Below are 18,510 nucleotides of genomic sequence, written 5' to 3' on the forward strand. Positions count from 1 at the left end.
GTGCTTTTCTACCGGGGATGCTCGTACCAAATTCAAGCGCCTCTATCCCGCTCCCAGCCTGTCATAATCACCGTGGTGAACTACTAGCTACTACAACGGTGAGTTGATCATGACGCCAGAACAGCGGTGGTCACGGTTGGAGAAGTTGGCAATACTTGACTTACACCCCATGTTCACAGGCCGATGTCCCCAATGTGAGGCTGGCATTGCTTGCGAAAAAGCAGGAGTGCATTGGGATTGTGGGCACTGTGGCTGGAAAGATGATTCAGCGTAGATAGAGATCTCATTGATTGAACTGGAAGCTTCCTCTAGAGCAGGCAGGCGATCCATTCTGAAGTAAAGTCTTCACTTCAAGAGACATCTCCTTGAATAAGCCATACCATTTGTCAGAGAAAGTAACTGTCTGGTACTGCGCCTATGGCTTACCAATCTAAAAATTGCTGTGTTTGCCGCTGTGAAATGACTGACAGCGTCACTTCGGATCAAACTTAATGCTTATGGAAAACCACAGAGCAATGTTTAGGATTGTGTAAATCCTGCCATGACCTCACCTCTTGAACTCATCATTGTCGAATGCCCAGCCTGCGGGTACTGTTATGGGGATTGTATCAACCTTCAATTAATCCAGGAGTTATGCAGTTGGAAGGAGGATTCTGGAAGCTGCTAAGTGGGCATGAATAGCGTGGCAAACGATGGTTTCAAGCACCAACCTTGGCATTGGCTTAGCTTCCAATGGGAACGATCGCATCAGCTAATCATCCTGCTTATTTGGATTGAATGTTGGATCGGAAGGTATATCTGATTTAATCAATTCACCCTTAAGCTCAAGTACGGGTTTCTGTTCTACCGTCACTGGTATTCCCTCAAGGAGTTGAATATCTTTACCTTGATGCGAGATCGCTAACTGAGTTCCTCGCTGCAACAAATAGGTTGCTGTTGTTTCTTGGATATCAACTTCTAGCCGCTGTCCTTGAATCGTTAAGGGAAATCGTAGACGTTTAACTAGCTCCGGTAGTTTGGGATGGAAGGATAAGTGACCGTTGTAATCTCGCATCCCGGCAAATCCATAAACGGCTACCATCCAAGTTCCTCCCATCGCTGCGATATGACAGCCATCCTTCACGTTACCTGCCACATCTCCTAAGTCCATCAGCACTGCATATTTAGCATATTCGGTCGCCTGCTCCAAATAACCGATTTCGGCTGAAACAATGCTCTGGATCGAAACAGAAAGAGAGGAGTCTCCTGTCGTCAATGGATCGTAATAGTCAAAGTTATGCCGCTTCTGTTCTGGTGAAAATTTATCTCCTAAGAGGAACATTGCCAGCACAATATCAGCTTGCTTGATCACCTGATGTCGATAAATTACCAAGGGATGGAAGTGTAGGAGTAAGGGATACTTATCAGGAGGTGTATTCTCAAAATCCCAGACTTTCTCGTCCAGGAAGGTGTCGTGTTGAATGTGAATTTTTAATCGTTCATCGAAAGGCAGATACATATTATCCGCTGCCTTTCTCCAGTTTTTTACCTCCGAAAGTTCCAGTTTAGTCTTATCAACTAAGGCAATGAACCAGTCTGGATGGCGATCGCGCAGCATTTCAACGGTGGAAGCGGCGTACCATAGGTTCTCGCGGGCCATCAAGTTGGTGTAGGTGTTGTTATTCACCACCGCGTTGTACTCGTCGGGTCCCGTCACACCATGAATGCAGAACTGACCTGCGACTCGCTTGGAAAAGAATCCCAGGCTGTACCACATCCGAGCCGTCTCGACTGACATCTCTGCGCCTTCATTGAGGAGCAATTCCTCGTCCCCAGTCACGTCAACATACTTTTTCAGCGCATAAATGATGTCGGCATTGATGTGATATTGCGCTGTGCCTGCCGCATAGTAAGCAGAAGCTTCTTCTCCATTGATAGTTCTCCAGGGAAATAGGGCTCCGTCTTGATTCACTTCCTGGGCTCGCTGTCGTGCCTTATCTAGGATGCTGTAGCGAAATAGCAGTAGGTTCTTCGCAATTCGGGGAGAAGTATAAGTCAAAAACGGCTGGAGATAAATCTCCATGTCCCAGAAGTAATTGCCTTCATAAGCATGACTCGTGAGTCCTTTGGCTGGAACGCCTCCTCCTTCGGATCGCGCAGAGGCTTGAAGAACGTGAAATAAATTGAAGCGTAGCACTTGCTGCATCAATTCTATAGTGTCACTAGGATGCTGTGGGTCACCCTCAATTCTGAGGTCACTGCGATCCCAAAAATCATCTAGGTACTGCCGCTGGCTCACAAGCAGATCATCAAAACCATGAATAATCGCTCGATCAAGGGTGCGTTCGGCTCGTTCACACAACTCTTGTGCTGGAAAATGGTCAGAGGTGTGATACGTCATGTACTTGACTAAGCGAATTGGGACGCCGGGTTGAGCATCCACCGAGAAAACGACCTTGCCATCGTCTTCTGAACACTGGCTTTCATAGGAGTAAGGAGATTGCGTTTCAAATTCATGATCAACACCACAAGCTAGCGTCATCCGGCTGTTTCTCGTGATGTGACTCAGGATGATCCGGCGATCGTTAACCCAGTAGTGTTCAGGTAACAGCACCCGCTCCTTAAAACCCTTGGCAAGACGCGGATCGCCTTCACTGGCACGGGCAGAAGCGTCGTAGTGCATTTCGGAGGAGATGACAATTGGTGCTTTAGCGTTGAGGATGGTAACTTCATAAGAAATCGTGGCCAAGTGCCGATGTTCAAAGGAAACGAGTCGGCGCGATCGAATCGATACTTGCTTACCAGACGGCGTTTGCCAAAGAACTTCTCGATCAAGTGTCCCGTTTTGCATATCGAGCGATCGCTCAAAGTTGAGCAAATTCGCAGTCGGTAGGTAAAACGGTTCATCATCGACATACAGTCTAATGATTTTGCTGTCGGTGGCATTGACAATGGTCTGTCCTGTCCTAGCAAAGCCATAAGCTTCCTCTGCATAGACGATAGGCCAGGATTCATAAAAGCCATTGATAAATGTGCCATTTTGCCCAACGGGACTGCCTTCCTCAAAGACTCCTCGCATCCCTAAGTAACCGTTCGCGGTTGAAAACAGAGTTTCCATTTGTACCAAAAGTTTTGGGTAGAACTGCTTTTCAACCCAGCGCCAAGGCTCAGGGGGATAAATATATCTGGGAGGGATTAAAGGTTCATGATGCAACATTGAGCTTCAACCTGATTAATAACTTCTGGCTTTTTTAGTAGCGGTATGTTTGAGTTCAGACTGACCTAACACCGCAGACTAGTAAAAATCCCTGTGTACCTTAATTGTCAGCCAAGTAACTCACTCAAATCTTGGACAACAATATCCGCTCCGTTTTTTTGCAGTGCCTCAGGATCTGCTTTGCGATCGACTCCAACCACGAGTCCAAATCCACCGTCGTGACCCGCTTGGACACCAGAAATCGCATCCTCAAAGACAATCGTTCGCTTTGGTTCAACCCCAAGTTGTTTTGCCCCCAACAGAAAAGCATCTGGGGCAGGTTTTCCAGCCAGGTGCAATTCATCGACTAGATTGCCATCAACCACAGCAGCAAAGAAATGCTCAATTCCAGCCACCTTAAGCACAGCTTTACAATGGTGACTCGATGACACAACCGCTAATTTGAATCCGCGATCGCTCAAATGACGAATGAGAGCAAGTGATCCTTCGTATACCTCAATTCCTTTTGCCTGAAGTACTTCGTTAAAAAAAACGTCCTTGAAGTTACCAAGCGCACAAACCGTATCATAGCCGGGAGGAGCGGATGGCTCTCCATAAGCTAACTGAATGCCTCTCGATTCCAAAAAACTTTGAACGCCAACATACCGCATTTTTCCATCAACATACAGCTTGTAGTCATTCTGGATATCGAAGGGTTGAAAGGGCTCATCGGTCTCTTCAGCCCGTTGCTTGAGAAACCCATCAAATATCCGTTTCCAGCAATCAGCATGAACCTTCGCGGTTGCGGTGATCACGCCATCTAAATCAAATAGGACAGCATCAAACTGACTCAAAGCGATGGATGAGTTGAACTGGCTCACAAAAATATCTCCTATCACCAAAGTAGCCCCCAAATCTCAATCAGCAATCCCTTAGGGGCAGAACAACACTCATAGGGACTCGTTTTGATGAAGTCGTTACCCTTCGCCTTCGTTTTAGCGCTTGAAGCAATTCTCTGCATTCCCTAAGACCTGGATAGTTTTCTGTGAAAGACGTTGCACGGCTGGTTGCTGCACCTATAAAAAATTACTGAGTAAATTTTGCTATTGGTAAATTGTCTATTCATCTACCTAGGGGTTATTGGCTGGTTTGTCTGCTTGCTTAACGAGCTCTACAGCTCTCACCGTTAGGTCAGCGATCGCCTGCCTGCCTTCTTGACACTTTGAATCAAGTTCGTCTAATACCGCAGCATATTGCTTCTCGACACGGGGCTGAGCGTCAATAGAGGTTAGCTTGTACTTTATCGTCTTTTGACTGGAACCGCAGCTGGCTAGAGTGAAGGTGGCGATCGCTGTATAGGTGAATGGGACTAACTGCCTCAAGGTCTACTCCTAAATCGGTGACTCCACAACGCTAACCTTGCTGAGCAGGCGATCGCGCTGTGACGCAGAACTTAGGCCAAGCTATCAGGCTTACTGGTTTAAGACATCTTTTTTGTGTTGGGGGGCAGCCGCGATCGCCGCAACTTCTGCCAGTAGATCCTGAGAAACTCCCATCTTCTTTAGCGTTGCCATCAAATTTTCTGCAACGGCATCAAAGTGTTCGCTGTTTAAACCTTGCTTTTCCACTAAATCTTTGTGAGCTTTGCGCATATAACGACCGTCATATTTATTAGTTCCGCCAAAGGCATAGGTCAGAAAAGCCTTCTGGTGTGCCCGTTGTTTCACCATATCTACATTGGCAAAGAAGTGCTTGATGCGCTCATCGTGCAAGACTCGCTCATAGAATTTGTCAACCGCTAAGTCCACAGCTGCCGCACCACCGAGTTTTTCAAATAAAGTCGCTATAGTTCTCTTAATTCTTTAAAGCAATTGCTTGACTACACTTCAACCGGTTCTTTTTCTTCTGCTTGCCCAATTTGTCCGGTTTCTGCATCGATCGCGGCTCTCATCGACTCTGGCAAGGCAGCACGGTTTTCGGTGTGGGGGCTTTGGAACGTATCTTGTGCCTCAGGTTGTTGACAGGCAATCATCGTCTTGATGTGCTCTAATTCGTCTTCGCGAACCGCAACAAAGACATCATAGAGATTCTCAATTTGAGGGCGACGAAATGCCTCAGGATGCGTTGTTTGGAATTCGTCAAACATATACAAGTCGCCATCCCGGTAGTAGTTGATGGCGACTGCTGGCGCAGGCATTTGTTTGAGGGCTTCGCCGTGTTCTTGAAGAAACAGGTCGTAGGTGTGGTAGGCGTGCTCTTCAACATGCTGCATGAATCTATAGGCAGCACGGGGATTGAGGATATACACCAAAACAATCACCCAGTAGTAAATCAATCCGCCAATCCGAGCTAGGGAGCGATCGTACCAGTGGTCGTTGCCACCGAGAGATTCGGCAATCAGGAGATGGTGCAGTTCATTCCAGGACTCAGCAAAATGCACTTTCAGCCAGTCAGATTTGCGCCACCACCCCATCGTTTCATACAAATGTAAGACCGAGGTGTAGGCAAAATAAGGCACCCGAGCCACCGTTTCTAGGACAAAAAATCGCGCAAAAATGCGATCGTGACCTCGATAAAAGGTGTTGAGCAGCGCCTCTAAGAAGTTAACGAGCAGTCGTATCATGGTCCAGATCCTCCAAAGTTTCTACTAGATTAGGCTGAGCAAACTGGAACCTTCTGTCTCCACGCTGGACTTGCTGCTGATTATGCAGAAGTGATTTGGAATGACGTCTATCGAGTTCCGTCTGATGTTAATGATGATGTCTGTGATTATCCACTCGCATGTAATTTGGTGATGTTAACGGTAGCTGTGACATGTGAGGCGATCGTTTCTTTTGTTGCGACAGGAGAACAACGTCATTTCACAATTACCTTGAAAGATTTGAGTGTTCAATTCCTCAATCTGTAGTATCGAATCAGGCGAAAATTAGGCACAATGGAATCATCCTTTAGCTGTGACAGGTTATGAGAAAACGCAAGCAGTCTGTCAAACTACTGGATTATTGCCAAGAGAGAGCATCCGATCAGATTGTGCCCCAACCTGCTATTTTAAGGAGCTTGGGTTGGAATGGCATGCATCTTGAACTGCACCAGCAACCCACCTTCGCCACCGATGAACATCAACATACAATGCATGTGTTAGCTTGTGGACTGATTGATTCATCCAACAAGAATGCACCAGGGGTGCGATCGCTCGGTGGCAAACGCTCTAGGGAGAGACGCAATTCTGGTGATATTGCGATCATTCCAGCAGGGATTACTCATTCCTGTAGTTGGGATGTTCCCGCTCAATTTATGGTTCTAGCGATCGAACCAACCCTTCTACAACAAGTTGGGCAGGATTGGGTTAACCCTGATCAGATTGAACTGCTACCCCAGTTTATGAGCGAGTCGGATGCGTTTATACAAAATATCTTTTCAACCCTCAAGCAAGAAGCTGAGATCGGAGGCATCGGCAGTTATTTGCTGGTCGATAGCCTGAAAACAGCAGTAGCTGTTCATTTACTGCGAAGTTATTGTGCTACTCGGCCCAAACTCTCCAGCTACTCAAATGGCTTATCTCAAGTTACGTTAACGCTGGTTAAAGAGTATATCCACAGCCATCTCCATCAAGATTTAAGATTGCAGGAAATGGCAGCGATCGCCCAAATCAGTCCCTATCACTTCTTACGACTGTTCAAGCAAAGCGTGGGGACAACACCCCATCAATACATTTTGCAGTGTCGGTTAAATCAAGCCAAATACCTTTTACAACATAGTGAGCTAAGCATCATTGAAGTTGCAACCCAGACAGGTTTTTGCGATCAAAGCCATTTAACCCGATACTTCAAACGCATGATAGGCATTACGCCTAAGCAACTCCTGCAATTGCGATGTGTCTCCGGAAGATCGCAATAATATCCCAAACCTTCGCAACTTTTTTCTAGAGTCTCCCTGCATTGTCTTCTTACAGTAGGAACAGGCTCTAATGGAGAGAGAAGATGCAAATTGAGCAACGCGCAAATCTTATCGCCCAAAACTTATCCATTCTACCGATGACTGCTCCGCTCTGGGGATTGGTCATTTTCATTCTCTGGACGATCACCGTTGTGGTTCTCTTACTGGTAGTGAGAATTCGACATTTAGCAGCAGGCGGTAGCTCAAAAGATTTCGGAGCGATCGATGACAACAGCTTGATGTGGCGGTTATTTCGAGTGCAGTCTAACTTGGTCGAAAACCTGCCACTGTATCTAGGAGTCGTTTTTCTCCTGACCGTACGAGGGGTATCCGGAGTTGCAGTCGATCTGCTGGTCAATATCCATATTACATTCCGACTGTTGCACTCCGTTATTCATATTGTGGGGGCTAATCCAAGATTCCGGGTATTGAGTTTAGCGATTCAATTCAGTTGTTTGATCAGTTTAATGATTCTGGCAATCTTGCAATATCCCTTGACCCTGACGTAGCGTGAGGTTCTTACTATAGTAGTGATCCTGAAATTGAGCAATCCCTCAACTAGATGTATCAGCAGGAACAACCTGAAGTTGCCAGTTGAGGGGCGATTGATGCGGCTGTGATGGAATACTTGGGTCGAGCCAGGGCTGCCTTGAAGCAAAATGAATGAGTAGTGCTAAACAAGTAATGATGCATTGTAGTGATGGATGAAATACCAAATGGTGCCGATGTGATTTCAATGACTTGGCTATCACTGAGCGAGCCGTTTTGCTGCTAATCACTTACCCAAGAGGAGCCACTGATCTGAGAACTGCTGTCAGTTGACCATACCGTTTTTGTGACAGAACCCCTTACGTAGGGATAGCTAACTGAAGCATTTTAGCTAGCGCGATCGCCTTTGCTTTGGCTCCCCAAGCTGTGTATTGGTTGATGGCTTGCTGGGCTAGGATCTGGGCTATCTCTACATCGCCACGATCGTAGTGGTAGAAAGCATAACACTCTAGGGCGAGAGCCAAGTCCTGTTGAAAGCCCCTCTGCTCTGCCAAAGCAACTGCCCGTGTATAGTTTTCTAAGGCGATGACGGAGTCTTCATTGACCCGTGCTAATTCTGCTTGTAGTAAAGCTGCTTTGTGTTCGAAATTGGCTGCACACATCGCTGCCCATTGCCGCATGAGCGTGACATCAGTTGCTGCCACCTGAGTGAAGGCATCAACATCTGAATCGGGCAGGGAGTGTACCAAATGAAGAGCCGCGAGACAACGGTATTGCACAAACTCAATCTCGGCCGTTTGACCTTCAAACGCAGGCAGCAATTGCTGCGCTTTATTTGCCCAAGCCATCGCTTCTGACCAGTCGCGAAACAGGACATGAAGTTTGAGACGAGAGACCAGATAGTAGCCAATTTGATTGCTGAGTTCGGTATTACAAACCCAGGCAATGTCACGCGCTTCATCAAATTCATCATCCGTCAGCGAGAATGGATTGTGAGTTTCACCCGCCAATGCTTTCGCAAACTGAAGCTCATGAATGAGATGAAAGGCTGAATTAGCAACTCGACGACCATTCTGTTCGAGGTGTGTTCGCGCTGTTTGTTTGACTTCACTTAGCGGACGACCCAGGGCAGCAAGATAGATCACATAGCCAGAGAGATTGAAGCAGCCAAATAGAATATCACCCCTCGCCAAACCTCGTTCTGCAGCATCTAGCGCGATCGGGAGCGAAGTTTCGAGGGGATGTACCCAGTGATTATGGAACCAGGTATGTACAAAAGCCACTCGCGATCGCATAGTGTAATTCTGCTGTTGATCAAAATCTAACGCCAGTTGACTAAAGCGGTAGGCTCCAATTTTGTCTTGAGTTAAGGCGCAGTGAACCACCGAATACATGGAGTAAACGTCTGCAGTGGGTGCCCCATTTCCGTGTTCCAGGGTTAACTGTAAGGCCGTCACCGCCATCAGTGCAAACAGTTCAATTTGGCGGCTCTGGAAGGCAAAAGGACCCACTTGCAAAAGTAACCAGAGGCTCCGTTCAACTTTTGCATCTTTAAGGATAGGGAGATCCAATAGATCGGATGGAGAACGACCGCCCATCTGTTCCCCAATCCAACCCATCGTTTGCCCTATGAGGGGGGCGATCACTGCCGGATCAGTTGGCAACACTAGCCCTAAGAGCAGGGCAGCTCGCAGCCCTACATCTACCGATTGTTTTGCTAGCCCTAAACTAAAGACGCGAAGCGCTTCTCGCTCTAAATAATCGACCGCTTTGAGAAATTCCTCCGCTTGCTCCCAGTGATAAGCGAGAACCACAAAATTACTGGAGCGATCGTAGTGTTGTGCCTCATACCATTCAGCAATATGGCGATGTAGTTCACGACGCTGGGCAAACAGCATAAGATTGTAGGCAACATTACGAATAATGCCATGACTAAAGGCATACCCCATTACGCCTTGCACTTGCTCTGGATAAATCATGCCCATGCAGCTATGCAAGGATAAATGCTCCATTACGCTTGAGCGATTGTCTGCGATAGGATAAACATCCTGCACTAATGTCGTTGGAAAGGCCATTCCTACGACGCTCGAGACCTTGAGTGTGAGATGAAGATGGGGTGGTAGACTGTCGAGCTGTTGGGTCACTGCCTCCTGAATGTCTTGAGGGAGGTGAACTAACTTTACCTCTACCTTTGATGCCAACTCACATTGATCGTTGCAAACAGAAATCACGCCTTCGTTCAGCAGTGACTGGACGATCGCCAGTGAAAAGAAGGGATGTCCTTTACCATGCTGTTGCACTAAATCTACAAGTTGGGCCGGGATCGCAGAAACCTCTAATTGAGAACAAAGCAATGTCTGTAAATCATTCCACTCTAGCCCACCAAGGCGAAGAATCTGAGCATCGGTGGCAGTGAGTTGATCGAGTACGGTTGGCTGAAGCATTGGCTGCATTGCCATCACTACCAACAAACCCGGAATCCCAGCCATTTGTACGATCAGTTCCCAGGAAGCAGCATCGAAATAGTGGGCATCTTCAAACAAAATGACTCTGGGTTCAGCACGACTCGCCGATCGCACCAGATCCAGCAACAGGGCACGAGTGGCTGCTGCCCTTTGTTCGCCAGAAAGCAGACGCAAAGCAGGGCTGTCTGGTAAGTCAAGGGGTAAGACAGCGTTTAGCAACGATGCTTGTTCCATTCGGTCTGCACCGATCGCGTCAATTACCGCCGTCCGCTGAGCCTCTGCTGAGCCAATTTCATTGAGTCCTAACAAGACGCTAAACACGCGACGCCAAACATGGTAGACAGCATCTCGTTCAATATAGTGTGCCTGAGATACCACGACCCAGGTTCCAAGGGCTTCTGCATGGCTCCGAAAGGTTTCTAGAAGCCGTGATTTACCAATGCCATGTTCACCCATCAGAATGAACATGGCGCTCTGACCCGCTCGGACAGTTTCTAACCCATAAGTCAGGATGTTTAACTCCTCTCGACGACCCACTGTTGGGAGTCGCACGCGACTGACACTAACAGGTGTAATGTGAGGGGTATACACATTGACAGCACGTTCATATCCCTTAACCTCTACTGGTTCACAGGGAGCAAAGGTGAGCAGATGGCGAGCAGCTCGAACGGTCGCCTCATCGCAATGAATCGCCTCCCCTGAAACAACCATCAGGCGGGCAGCCAGGTTAACTACATCGCCAATCACCGTATAGTGCCGTCGAATGTCTGAGCCAATGATTCCGCAAAAAGCGCGCCCTGTTGTCACTCCTACGCTATTGGGCAAACCAGCTGCCGTGAGTGCTTGCTGGAGCTCCATTGCTGCGCGCACGCCTCTAGATGGATTCTCAGGATGGGAGTAAGGTGGAACCCCAAAAATGCTTAAAATAGAGGCCCCTTTATCATCAACGATGACCTGACTAAGAACTCCTTCATAGCCAGTAATGACGGGCTGTGCAATCTGAACTGCTAAGTTGAGATGTTCAGCACTAAGATTCGGCCCAGTTAGTTTAGTGAATACAATTGTGACCCATCGCAGCTCCGCTAACCAGTCCAGTAGATTCGCTGCGAGTTGAGTGCGAATGGGCAGAGGCAGAAATTGATTTAGCGCTTCGAGTGCAAATGGTTCTAAAACAACAGGTTGAACAGTGGGAGAGATTGGTATGGGTAGCAAAGACTGATTTAACTGCACCCATCGCATTGCCCCCTTAGCATCGAGGGGAAAGGGGAGTATCGCTGCATCGTTAGGCATCCTTCCCTGAACCAGAGCAGCAGATGCAGCCGATGACAGCACAACATGGTTGGAATCACGAATTGAAGTGGCGATCGCTAGGTCATGAAGTGCAGTTCCAATGGGTACGAACAATCGATGAACATTTACGTCGCCTACCTCAATAATTTGGCAAGTGCCTGCTGCAACGTGTAGGTGTAGTTCTAAAGGCTCATTGCGATCATCTAGAGCCCTGCAATTAATTCGAATCAATTCAGCACATCTTGCAGCTCGTGCAACCGCGCCATCAAGTTCATCGGCAGAACAAAACCAGGCCGCAAGTAGTGCATCTCCGACAAAGGTTAGTGGTTCACCCCCATGAGCCACCACCAGCTTGAGTAAGGGGTTAAAGTGCTGCTCGAGAACCGCAACCAACTGCTCAACTCCTTGTGGACCACTGCGGACGAGGCGATTAGCTAACGGCGTAAAGTTGGCAATATCGCACCACAATAGTGCAGCATCGGAATGTGGAGTAGTAGATGATAAATCTGTATGAGATGTATGGCGTTGACGAAGCGATTCTGGTAAAAAGCTAGCACTAATCGCAACCCCTCTATCTGAAAGTATCCACTCAGAGGGCATGGTAGCGCTTCCCACAACTTGAGGCTGATGATTTTCTAAAAATTGGAAGAACTAATTCACAAAACAGGTCTTGAAAGCGGCTCAACATAGCATCACAACGTTCCAGCTCAAAGATGTCGGCCAAAATCTTTGCTCTAATCAAGTATCATAAAGCACTTTATAATTATTTGAATACAGTGTTTTTCGTTAGGTTTCTTTACAAATTGACTGATCGACTCTTCACAGATGATCATTCTTCTATACATAGTTACAAAATAATATTCCCTAATATTTACATTGTTATCATCTGCTTGGCATGAAAATATATTCGTGAGGCGGAGACAATGGTACAACCAAGCCGCAGTTATGTCGCAAGGGTGCAAGGCGAAACTGTAGGACAACTCTTGCTGCGCTATTTAAAGCTAGAGGACGTCCGCTATATTTTTGGCATTCCTGGGGGTGGGCTCGCTTACCTGCTCGAAGTACTAAAGGACGATCGAGAACATTTTCAGTATGTCATCTGTCGTCAGGAAACAGGTGCAGCCTATATTGCTGATGGTTATCACCGAGTAACGGGCACGCTTGGCGTTGTCATGGTGACGACTGGGCCTGGGGCAACCAATGCCCTCACTGGTGCAATGAATGCCCAAAATGATGGCTCTGCCATGCTGGTAATCACAGGCGAGGTTGATGAACATTATTACGGGAAGGGTTACCTTCAGGAAGGGGTTGATGCAGGCCTAAACATTAACGCTATCTACACAGCGGCGACCAACTACAGTGCGACGATCAGCAGTCAAGCAAACTTTCAAACGCTTCTGACTCAGGCACTTCGAGATGCCCAATCGATTCCACGTCGTGCGGTTCACCTGAGTATGCCGGTTAACGTCACCCAAGAGGTAGTCGCAGACATTGCAATTCCGGTAGCCGTGGAAAACTATCGTGCCATGCCGCAGAGTGTTCCTATAAATGCTATTGAGCAGGCACTCCAATTATTGCTGGCAGCAAAGCGTCCCTTAATCTTTTTAGGAAATGGTTGCCGTCGAGCCTTTGGGGATCAAGAGCGATCGCTGCTGCTCAATTTTGTGGAGCGCTATGGCATTCCGGTGATGACGACTGCCGATGCAAAAGGTGTCTTTCCGGAAAACCACCCCCTCTCGTTGCGAGTTTATGGTTTTTCTAGCTGTCTGTGGGCCCAGTACTACCTCGATTCTCAGCGGATGGAAGAACCAGAGGCTCCCCCCTATGATGCTCTCTTGGTAATGGCATCTTCCCTAAATGACCTTGCCACTAATAAATGGCATCCGATGCTGGTTCCCAATGGTCCACTAATTCAAATTGACCTCGATCAGTCAGCGATTGCCCGCGCCTTTCATGTGGCTTTGGGAATTGTGGGAGAAGTGGGAGCAGCAGTCCATGAACTGTCTCAGATGTCGAGCAACTATGCACCTAATACTGAAGAAGTAGCAGCTCGTAAAGCCTGGATAGCTCGCATTAAAAACAAGCATCCTCCCTTTTATCAACCTGAGTGGTATGAGTCTACCCAGAAGCCGATTCAGCCAGCAGCAGTGGTGCGAGTGATGCAAGAAGTGCTGCCCAAAGATGCGATCGTCATGCTTGATGCAGGCAACTGTGTGGGTTGGGGAATTCACTACCTAGTCGTTGATCCACCAATGCAGTGCCATAGTTCTTTAGCGATGGGACCTATGGGTTTTGGAGTAGGAGCAATCGTTGGAGCCAAGATCGCCGCACCTGAGCGCACCTGTGTCGCCCTCGTGGGTGACGGCGCATTTATGATGCAGGGGGCGGAAGTTTCGACTGCCAAACAATACGGGGTTGGGGCAATCTGGATTGTTTTATACGATAACGATCTCAACATGGTCAGCCAGGGACAGGAAAACTTTTTCCCAGACGCCCATTCTCCAGGGATTTGGTCTGAGCTTTACCAATTGGGTCAGCCAAACTTAATAAGCTATGCCAAAGGTTTGGGTGCAGAGGCTCATGGGGTCAAAACTCCTGAAGATTTGGAACAGACATTAAAAACGGCGATTGATCATGCTGCTCAAGGCAAACCACAGGTCATTATTGCTCATATCGATCGTCAGTCCGTTCCGCCTTACTACATCAAAGACTATGCTCCTCCTTCCCTCCCAAAATCCCCTCAATCTCAAACCCTAAAAACCACTCACATTGTTAGGAGAGTTCTATGAGTTCACTTCCAGACTATGACATTGCGATCGTGGGTGGTGGAGTTTCTGGAGTCTATAGTGGCTGGCGACTGATGACTGCATCAGTCGAGCAATCCCCACTCCTACAGCAGTGGGCAGCAGCTCGTGGAGGCAAACTTAAAATCGCCGTTTTTGAAGGTGGTCAACGCATTGGTGGACGGCTACTGTCTGCCCGTCCGCCAGGGATGCCTCATACAACTTGTGAAGTGGGAGGGATGCGATACGTATCGTCTCAATCATTGATCAGCAGCCTGATTGAAAAAAAGTTGAAGCTGCCCCGACATGAGCAAGTTGTTGATCAGCCGCAGAATCTAGCCTATCTGCGCGGTCAGCATCTACGAGTCCAAGATCTAACCAATCCAGCACAGCTTCCCTATCATTTGCGTTGGGCAGAAGCCGATTGGTTGAGTCAGAAAAATGAGCCAAGTGCCTTGATCGGTTGGGCAGCAAATCAGCTTTTGCCAGGTATCCAAGATCTACACGCGGATGATTTAGAAGCCTATTTGCAGTCAGCTCAGATTGACGATACACCCCTTTATCAACACGGCTTTTGGAATCTGCTTGCCAGAGCCATGAGCATGGAAGCTTATCAACTTTCACGTACAACCGTCGGTTACGACTCTCTGGGAGCGAATGCCAATGCTGTGGACTTGATCGCTGAGTATTTCAACTTCACGCCAGATGTGAAGTATTATCTGCTGGATGACGGCTACGAAACAGTGCCCTGGACGTTAGAACAAAAATTTCGAAAAGCTGGAGGTAACGTATTTCTAGGACATTGGCTAGAAGGATTTAATGCCGTATCCCTTGGTGATGGTGAAATCGGAGTATCTCTCAAATTTCACACCGACAGTCAAGAGACAAGTGCTCGTGCGATCGTTTTAGCGATGCCTCGTCGCTCGATCGAACTGCTGCGGAGAGAAGGACCTGTTCTAGATCCTGCAAAAGCACCCGAATTTCAATTTTTGCTCAACTCAGTTGAACCTATCCCACTCTATAAACTGTTCATCGCGTATCCCTATCCCTGGTGGAGTGTGGTTGGGGTTGAAAAAGGGCGATCACTCACCGACATGCCCCTGCGTCAATGCTATTACTGGGCAGTAGAAGGAAAGCAGCCTGGAGCCGATCCCCATAATCACAATGCAATTTTGATGGCTTACAACGACGTGTCAAACGTGCAGTTTTGGGGTGGCCTGCGACGACTACCCCTCGGTCCCGATGATGCCAAGGTACAAACCCTGATGGGTGGCAGGCGATCGGTGCCTCCCTATCATTGTGCTGTCGCTCGTGCTTTTGATCGCAAGCCAATGCCCTATAGGATGCCTCCTAAAGAAGATTTACTGGATCAACGACTGCGGCGCAACTGGGATGCTCATCAAGCTCCCCATGAAATGGTCAAGGAAATGCATCGCCAACTGATTGAACTGCACAACCTCCCCTCGGCTCCAGAACCGATCGAGGCAGCATTTATGGATTGGTCAGATGATCCCTATGGCGGTGGTGTTCACTTTTGGAATCCAGGTTACCAATCGTGGTTATTACTGGAACGAATGATCCATCCCGTGCCAGATTTCCCCTGCTATGTAGTTGGGGAAGCTTGGTCTACCAATCAAACCTGGGTAGAGGGTGCCTTGCAAACCTCAGAGATCATGCTGCAAAAACATTTTAGGCTGCCACAGCCAGGTTGGGTGAGTCATGGATAACGCAATTCCCCGTATTTTAGGAATGGGCTATGCAGTACCTGCTAACATCCGCACGAATGATGATCCGATCTTTGATTGGCTCAAGACACATAATCCAAAGGGCGGTGAGTTGTTTAAAGGCTACAAGTTCCGTCGGGTGCTGGCGGATAGTGAGAACCTGATGACGATTATGGTTCCCGCGGCCCTCCATGCGCTACGCGAGGCCCAGGTTGATGTATCTGAAATTGATTTGTTGCTGGGTTGTGCTTCAATCAGCCCTTATCAAACACCCAACGAGTTAGGTCGATTACATCAACAGATAGGATTGCCCGAACACACCTGGGTGCTGCCATTGAGCAATGATTTCTCGAATTTCAACGCAGCGATCGCCCTTGCAGATTCCATGATTCGGGCTAACCGCGCCCGTAACGTATTGATTGCTGTTGGCGGAAGTTGGACCCGGGCGGTAAACTATCATACCCCACAGGCGATCAGCGCTGCCGATGGTGCAGGTGCAATTGTAATGGGAGTGTCATCCGATTCCAGGCGTTGGACATTGGTTGACCAGCACACCCTGACACATTCAAACTATTTTGGCACCATGTTCATGGCAGGCAATTCAGTTGCGCTTTGTCCACCACAGCATCACCATGATTTGCTGTATACGGCACCCTACTTTCAAATTACATCGGCTGGACAAAATGGATTTGTCGAATTTGGAGAGGAAATTGCACCTAAAGCTGCTCAAGTTCTACTTGATCGTTGGCAGCTTAAAGGGGAAGACATTACCCTCATTTCCCATCAGGCTTCCAACGTACTGCTTGAACAGTGGCAAAATCAGCTCTCTCCCTCACAATATATCAATACGATCGAGCAATATGCCAATATGACGGTTGCAAATATCCCAGTGAACTTGGCGTGGGCACAGGAGCATGATCCAATTCAAACAGATTCTCTGGTACTACTGGCGATCGGACTGGAGATGCACGCCAATGCTCTACTGCTACAACGGAAGTAGCCTTTTTGCATAAATCATGAAGAATGAAGCTGCGGTTACTTCCTCTAAACGCTTCTGCAATAGCAAAGCATCTCTTAAGCGTAGGTATGTCAGCACCATCTGCAAGTTAACCGACTGTCCAGCTTTGAAAACTTCAGCGACCGTGCGACAGTAACGATCCAACTCTACGACTCGTAACTGCACACTCTGATTCTTACCCCTCTTTTATCACTCTAAGCAGATGAAAATCTGGATTGTGAGTTCACCTGATGCACGCATGGGTAAAAGAACCGATTCATCTGCTCCATCAACTGAGCTAATTCCACGTCTAATGCTGCATTCGGAAATACCGTGAGCCAGCGCTTCAGTCCATTGCTGTAAATCAACGGCTGGATGACTAAACGCAGGTTGTTGAGCCAATGCTTCCACCCCCTTTGGTGGTTCCACCACGCATGTTGAGTCAACCGGATGTTGGGCTAGGGGACAAGCTTCATTGAACGCATCCGCAAACAAACTGACCATGCGAAACGCACTCATCACCAGTTCCCACCACTTCTCAATCTGCTCGTAATGGGTCATGCGAAAGTCTGCCCAACCCAGGACAATCTCCTCCAGCTTGATGGCGGGGTCAGATACCAGAACGAACGTGGTCAAACTCTCAGGTAAGGTATCCGGGTCTGTCGTCAGCCGCCAATACCGTTTACGATGTCGCTTGCCATAAATCACCTCTGCCATGTAGCGCACCTCAGTCGTACCATTGCTGAAGGTACGATTGAAAGGCTGCCAAGCCTCCTGATAGACCTTCTGTTCTGGCGGTAAACAAAGGGCGTGGTTACTGCGAATCGCCAGGATATAGGACAATTCCAACTCATCTAGGACGTTGGCGAAATTGACCTTGCTCTCCCCATACAAGCTATCAGCCAGAACCAGTTCAAAGCGGAACCCCATCGCTTGCAGCTGCCGAATCATCGTGGCGGCAATTTGCGGTTTGCTTTGATATTCATCGCCTGCTTTCAGCCGTTCTTTGGGTTTGTACACCTCAAAGGTCAACGGGAGAATCATCCCATCGACTAAGCCGTAGGCAGTCACGGCAACAATGCCATTCTCCCGCTTACCCAGATTGCCGATATATTGCCGTTTGACATAATCGCTCTGCTTTCCCTTCTTGCGATCTCCTGTTTCATCAATCAGCAGAATCAAGGTCCGTCCATTGAGGAGCTTGAGAATCAACTCCAAGCGTTGTTGACGCAACTGCGACCCTGCCCAAGGAGATTCACTCAAGAAATGATGTAAGTTTTGATGATTGTCTAATCCCACGGCTCTGGCAATGGCTGGGAGCGATTTGCGTTTAACCTCACTAATCAGACCTAGGTGCAGGAACTTGAACGCTTCATAGCTCCGTATCTCAGGGAATCCGTATCTCAGGGAATAGGGCTTCAAAGTGGTGGCAGTATTCATCCACAAATCGAATCGTTGGTCGGATCGCTCTGGAAGCAGGCATTGCTTATAAAGCAGAATCAGGGCTGTCTCTACTCTAAATATTTGTTCGAGAGAGTGATAAAAGAGGGTTATGATCCAATCGGCAAGAACGATAGATTGGCATGGCAATAGTGGCAGCAGGGTCACTGATTTTTGAGGAGTGGGACCGCACTGAATTGCTGCTTCTATC

General features: G+C 48.0%; 12 protein-coding genes and 1 pseudogene. 6 read left to right on the forward strand and 7 right to left on the reverse strand.

The features are described from left to right. Positions 1-109 precede the first annotated feature (109 nt). The gene (locus H6F90_RS26315) at positions 110-274 is read left to right on the forward strand and encodes a hypothetical protein (protein ID WP_190554996.1); all 165 of its coding nucleotides are present in this window, start codon (positions 110-112) and stop codon (positions 272-274) included. Between the two features lie 477 nt (positions 275-751). On the opposite strand, the gene H6F90_RS26320 is transcribed toward H6F90_RS26315, so the two are convergent. The 5 genes from H6F90_RS26320 to H6F90_RS26340 all read right to left on the reverse strand — a co-directional run bounded on the left by H6F90_RS26320 (position 752) and on the right by H6F90_RS26340 (position 5,798). Then, entirely contained in the window at positions 752-3,196 is a 2,445-nt protein-coding gene (locus tag H6F90_RS26320) for a glycoside hydrolase family 65 protein (RefSeq protein WP_190554997.1), read from the reverse strand. Positions 3,197-3,303: 107 nt separating this feature from the next. Further along, entirely contained in the window at positions 3,304-4,056 is a 753-nt protein-coding gene (locus H6F90_RS26325; protein ID WP_370588096.1) for an HAD family hydrolase, read from the reverse strand. 249 nt (positions 4,057-4,305) lie between these two features. Beyond that, positions 4,306-4,557, reverse strand: a complete 252-nt coding sequence (locus tag H6F90_RS26330; RefSeq protein ID WP_190554998.1) for a hypothetical protein — start codon at positions 4,555-4,557, stop codon at positions 4,306-4,308. A 90-nt stretch (positions 4,558-4,647) separates the two neighbouring features. Then, positions 4,648-5,034, reverse strand: coding sequence for a group 1 truncated hemoglobin (locus tag H6F90_RS26335; protein ID WP_370588097.1), 387 nt, complete (start codon positions 5,032-5,034; stop codon positions 4,648-4,650). A 20-nt stretch (positions 5,035-5,054) separates the two neighbouring features. Beyond that, on the reverse strand, positions 5,055-5,798 hold the full coding sequence (locus H6F90_RS26340) for an alternative oxidase (protein ID WP_190554999.1): 744 nt from the start codon (positions 5,796-5,798) through the stop codon (positions 5,055-5,057). A 341-nt stretch (positions 5,799-6,139) separates the two neighbouring features. On the opposite strand from H6F90_RS26340, the gene H6F90_RS26345 reads away from it, so the two are divergent. Together H6F90_RS26345 and H6F90_RS26350 are read left to right on the forward strand one after the other, a co-directional pair. After that, the gene (locus H6F90_RS26345) at positions 6,140-7,072 is read left to right on the forward strand and encodes an AraC family transcriptional regulator (RefSeq protein WP_190555000.1); all 933 of its coding nucleotides are present in this window, start codon (positions 6,140-6,142) and stop codon (positions 7,070-7,072) included. A gap of 83 nt (positions 7,073-7,155) precedes the next feature. Then, the gene (locus H6F90_RS26350) at positions 7,156-7,620 is read left to right on the forward strand and encodes an MAPEG family protein (RefSeq protein ID WP_242024640.1); all 465 of its coding nucleotides are present in this window, start codon (positions 7,156-7,158) and stop codon (positions 7,618-7,620) included. A gap of 339 nt (positions 7,621-7,959) precedes the next feature. Here the strand turns inward: H6F90_RS26350 and H6F90_RS26355 are convergent, their stop codons facing one another. Continuing rightward, positions 7,960-11,955 carry an AAA and adenylate/guanylate cyclase domain-containing protein gene (locus H6F90_RS26355; protein ID WP_190555001.1) on the reverse strand — a complete coding sequence of 1,332 codons (3,996 nt, stop codon included), beginning with the start codon at positions 11,953-11,955 and terminating at the stop codon, positions 7,960-7,962. A gap of 323 nt (positions 11,956-12,278) precedes the next feature. Here H6F90_RS26355 and H6F90_RS26360 point away from each other — a divergent pair, with 323 nt between their 5' ends. The 3 genes from H6F90_RS26360 to H6F90_RS26370 are packed head-to-tail and all read left to right on the forward strand — an operon-like array spanning position 12,279 to position 16,862. Further along, positions 12,279-14,144, forward strand: coding sequence for a thiamine pyrophosphate-binding protein (locus tag H6F90_RS26360; RefSeq protein ID WP_190555002.1), 1,866 nt, complete (start codon positions 12,279-12,281; stop codon positions 14,142-14,144). Then, positions 14,141-15,865, forward strand: a complete 1,725-nt coding sequence (locus tag H6F90_RS26365; protein ID WP_190555003.1) for an FAD-dependent oxidoreductase — start codon at positions 14,141-14,143, stop codon at positions 15,863-15,865. Before H6F90_RS26360 ends, H6F90_RS26365 begins: the two co-directional genes overlap by 4 nt. Continuing rightward, positions 15,858-16,862, forward strand: a complete 1,005-nt coding sequence (locus H6F90_RS26370; RefSeq protein ID WP_190555004.1) for a 3-oxoacyl-ACP synthase III family protein — start codon at positions 15,858-15,860, stop codon at positions 16,860-16,862. Before H6F90_RS26365 ends, H6F90_RS26370 begins: the two co-directional genes overlap by 8 nt. 212 nt (positions 16,863-17,074) lie before the next feature. On the opposite strand, the pseudogene H6F90_RS26375 reads toward H6F90_RS26370, so the two are convergent. Then, a pseudogene (locus tag H6F90_RS26375) lies at positions 17,075-18,342 on the reverse strand (IS701 family transposase). Positions 18,343-18,510 lie beyond the last annotated feature (168 nt).

The organism is Trichocoleus sp. FACHB-591 (assembly GCF_014695845.1).
In the GTDB taxonomy this organism is placed as follows: Bacteria; Cyanobacteriota; Cyanobacteriia; order FACHB-46; family FACHB-46; genus Trichocoleus.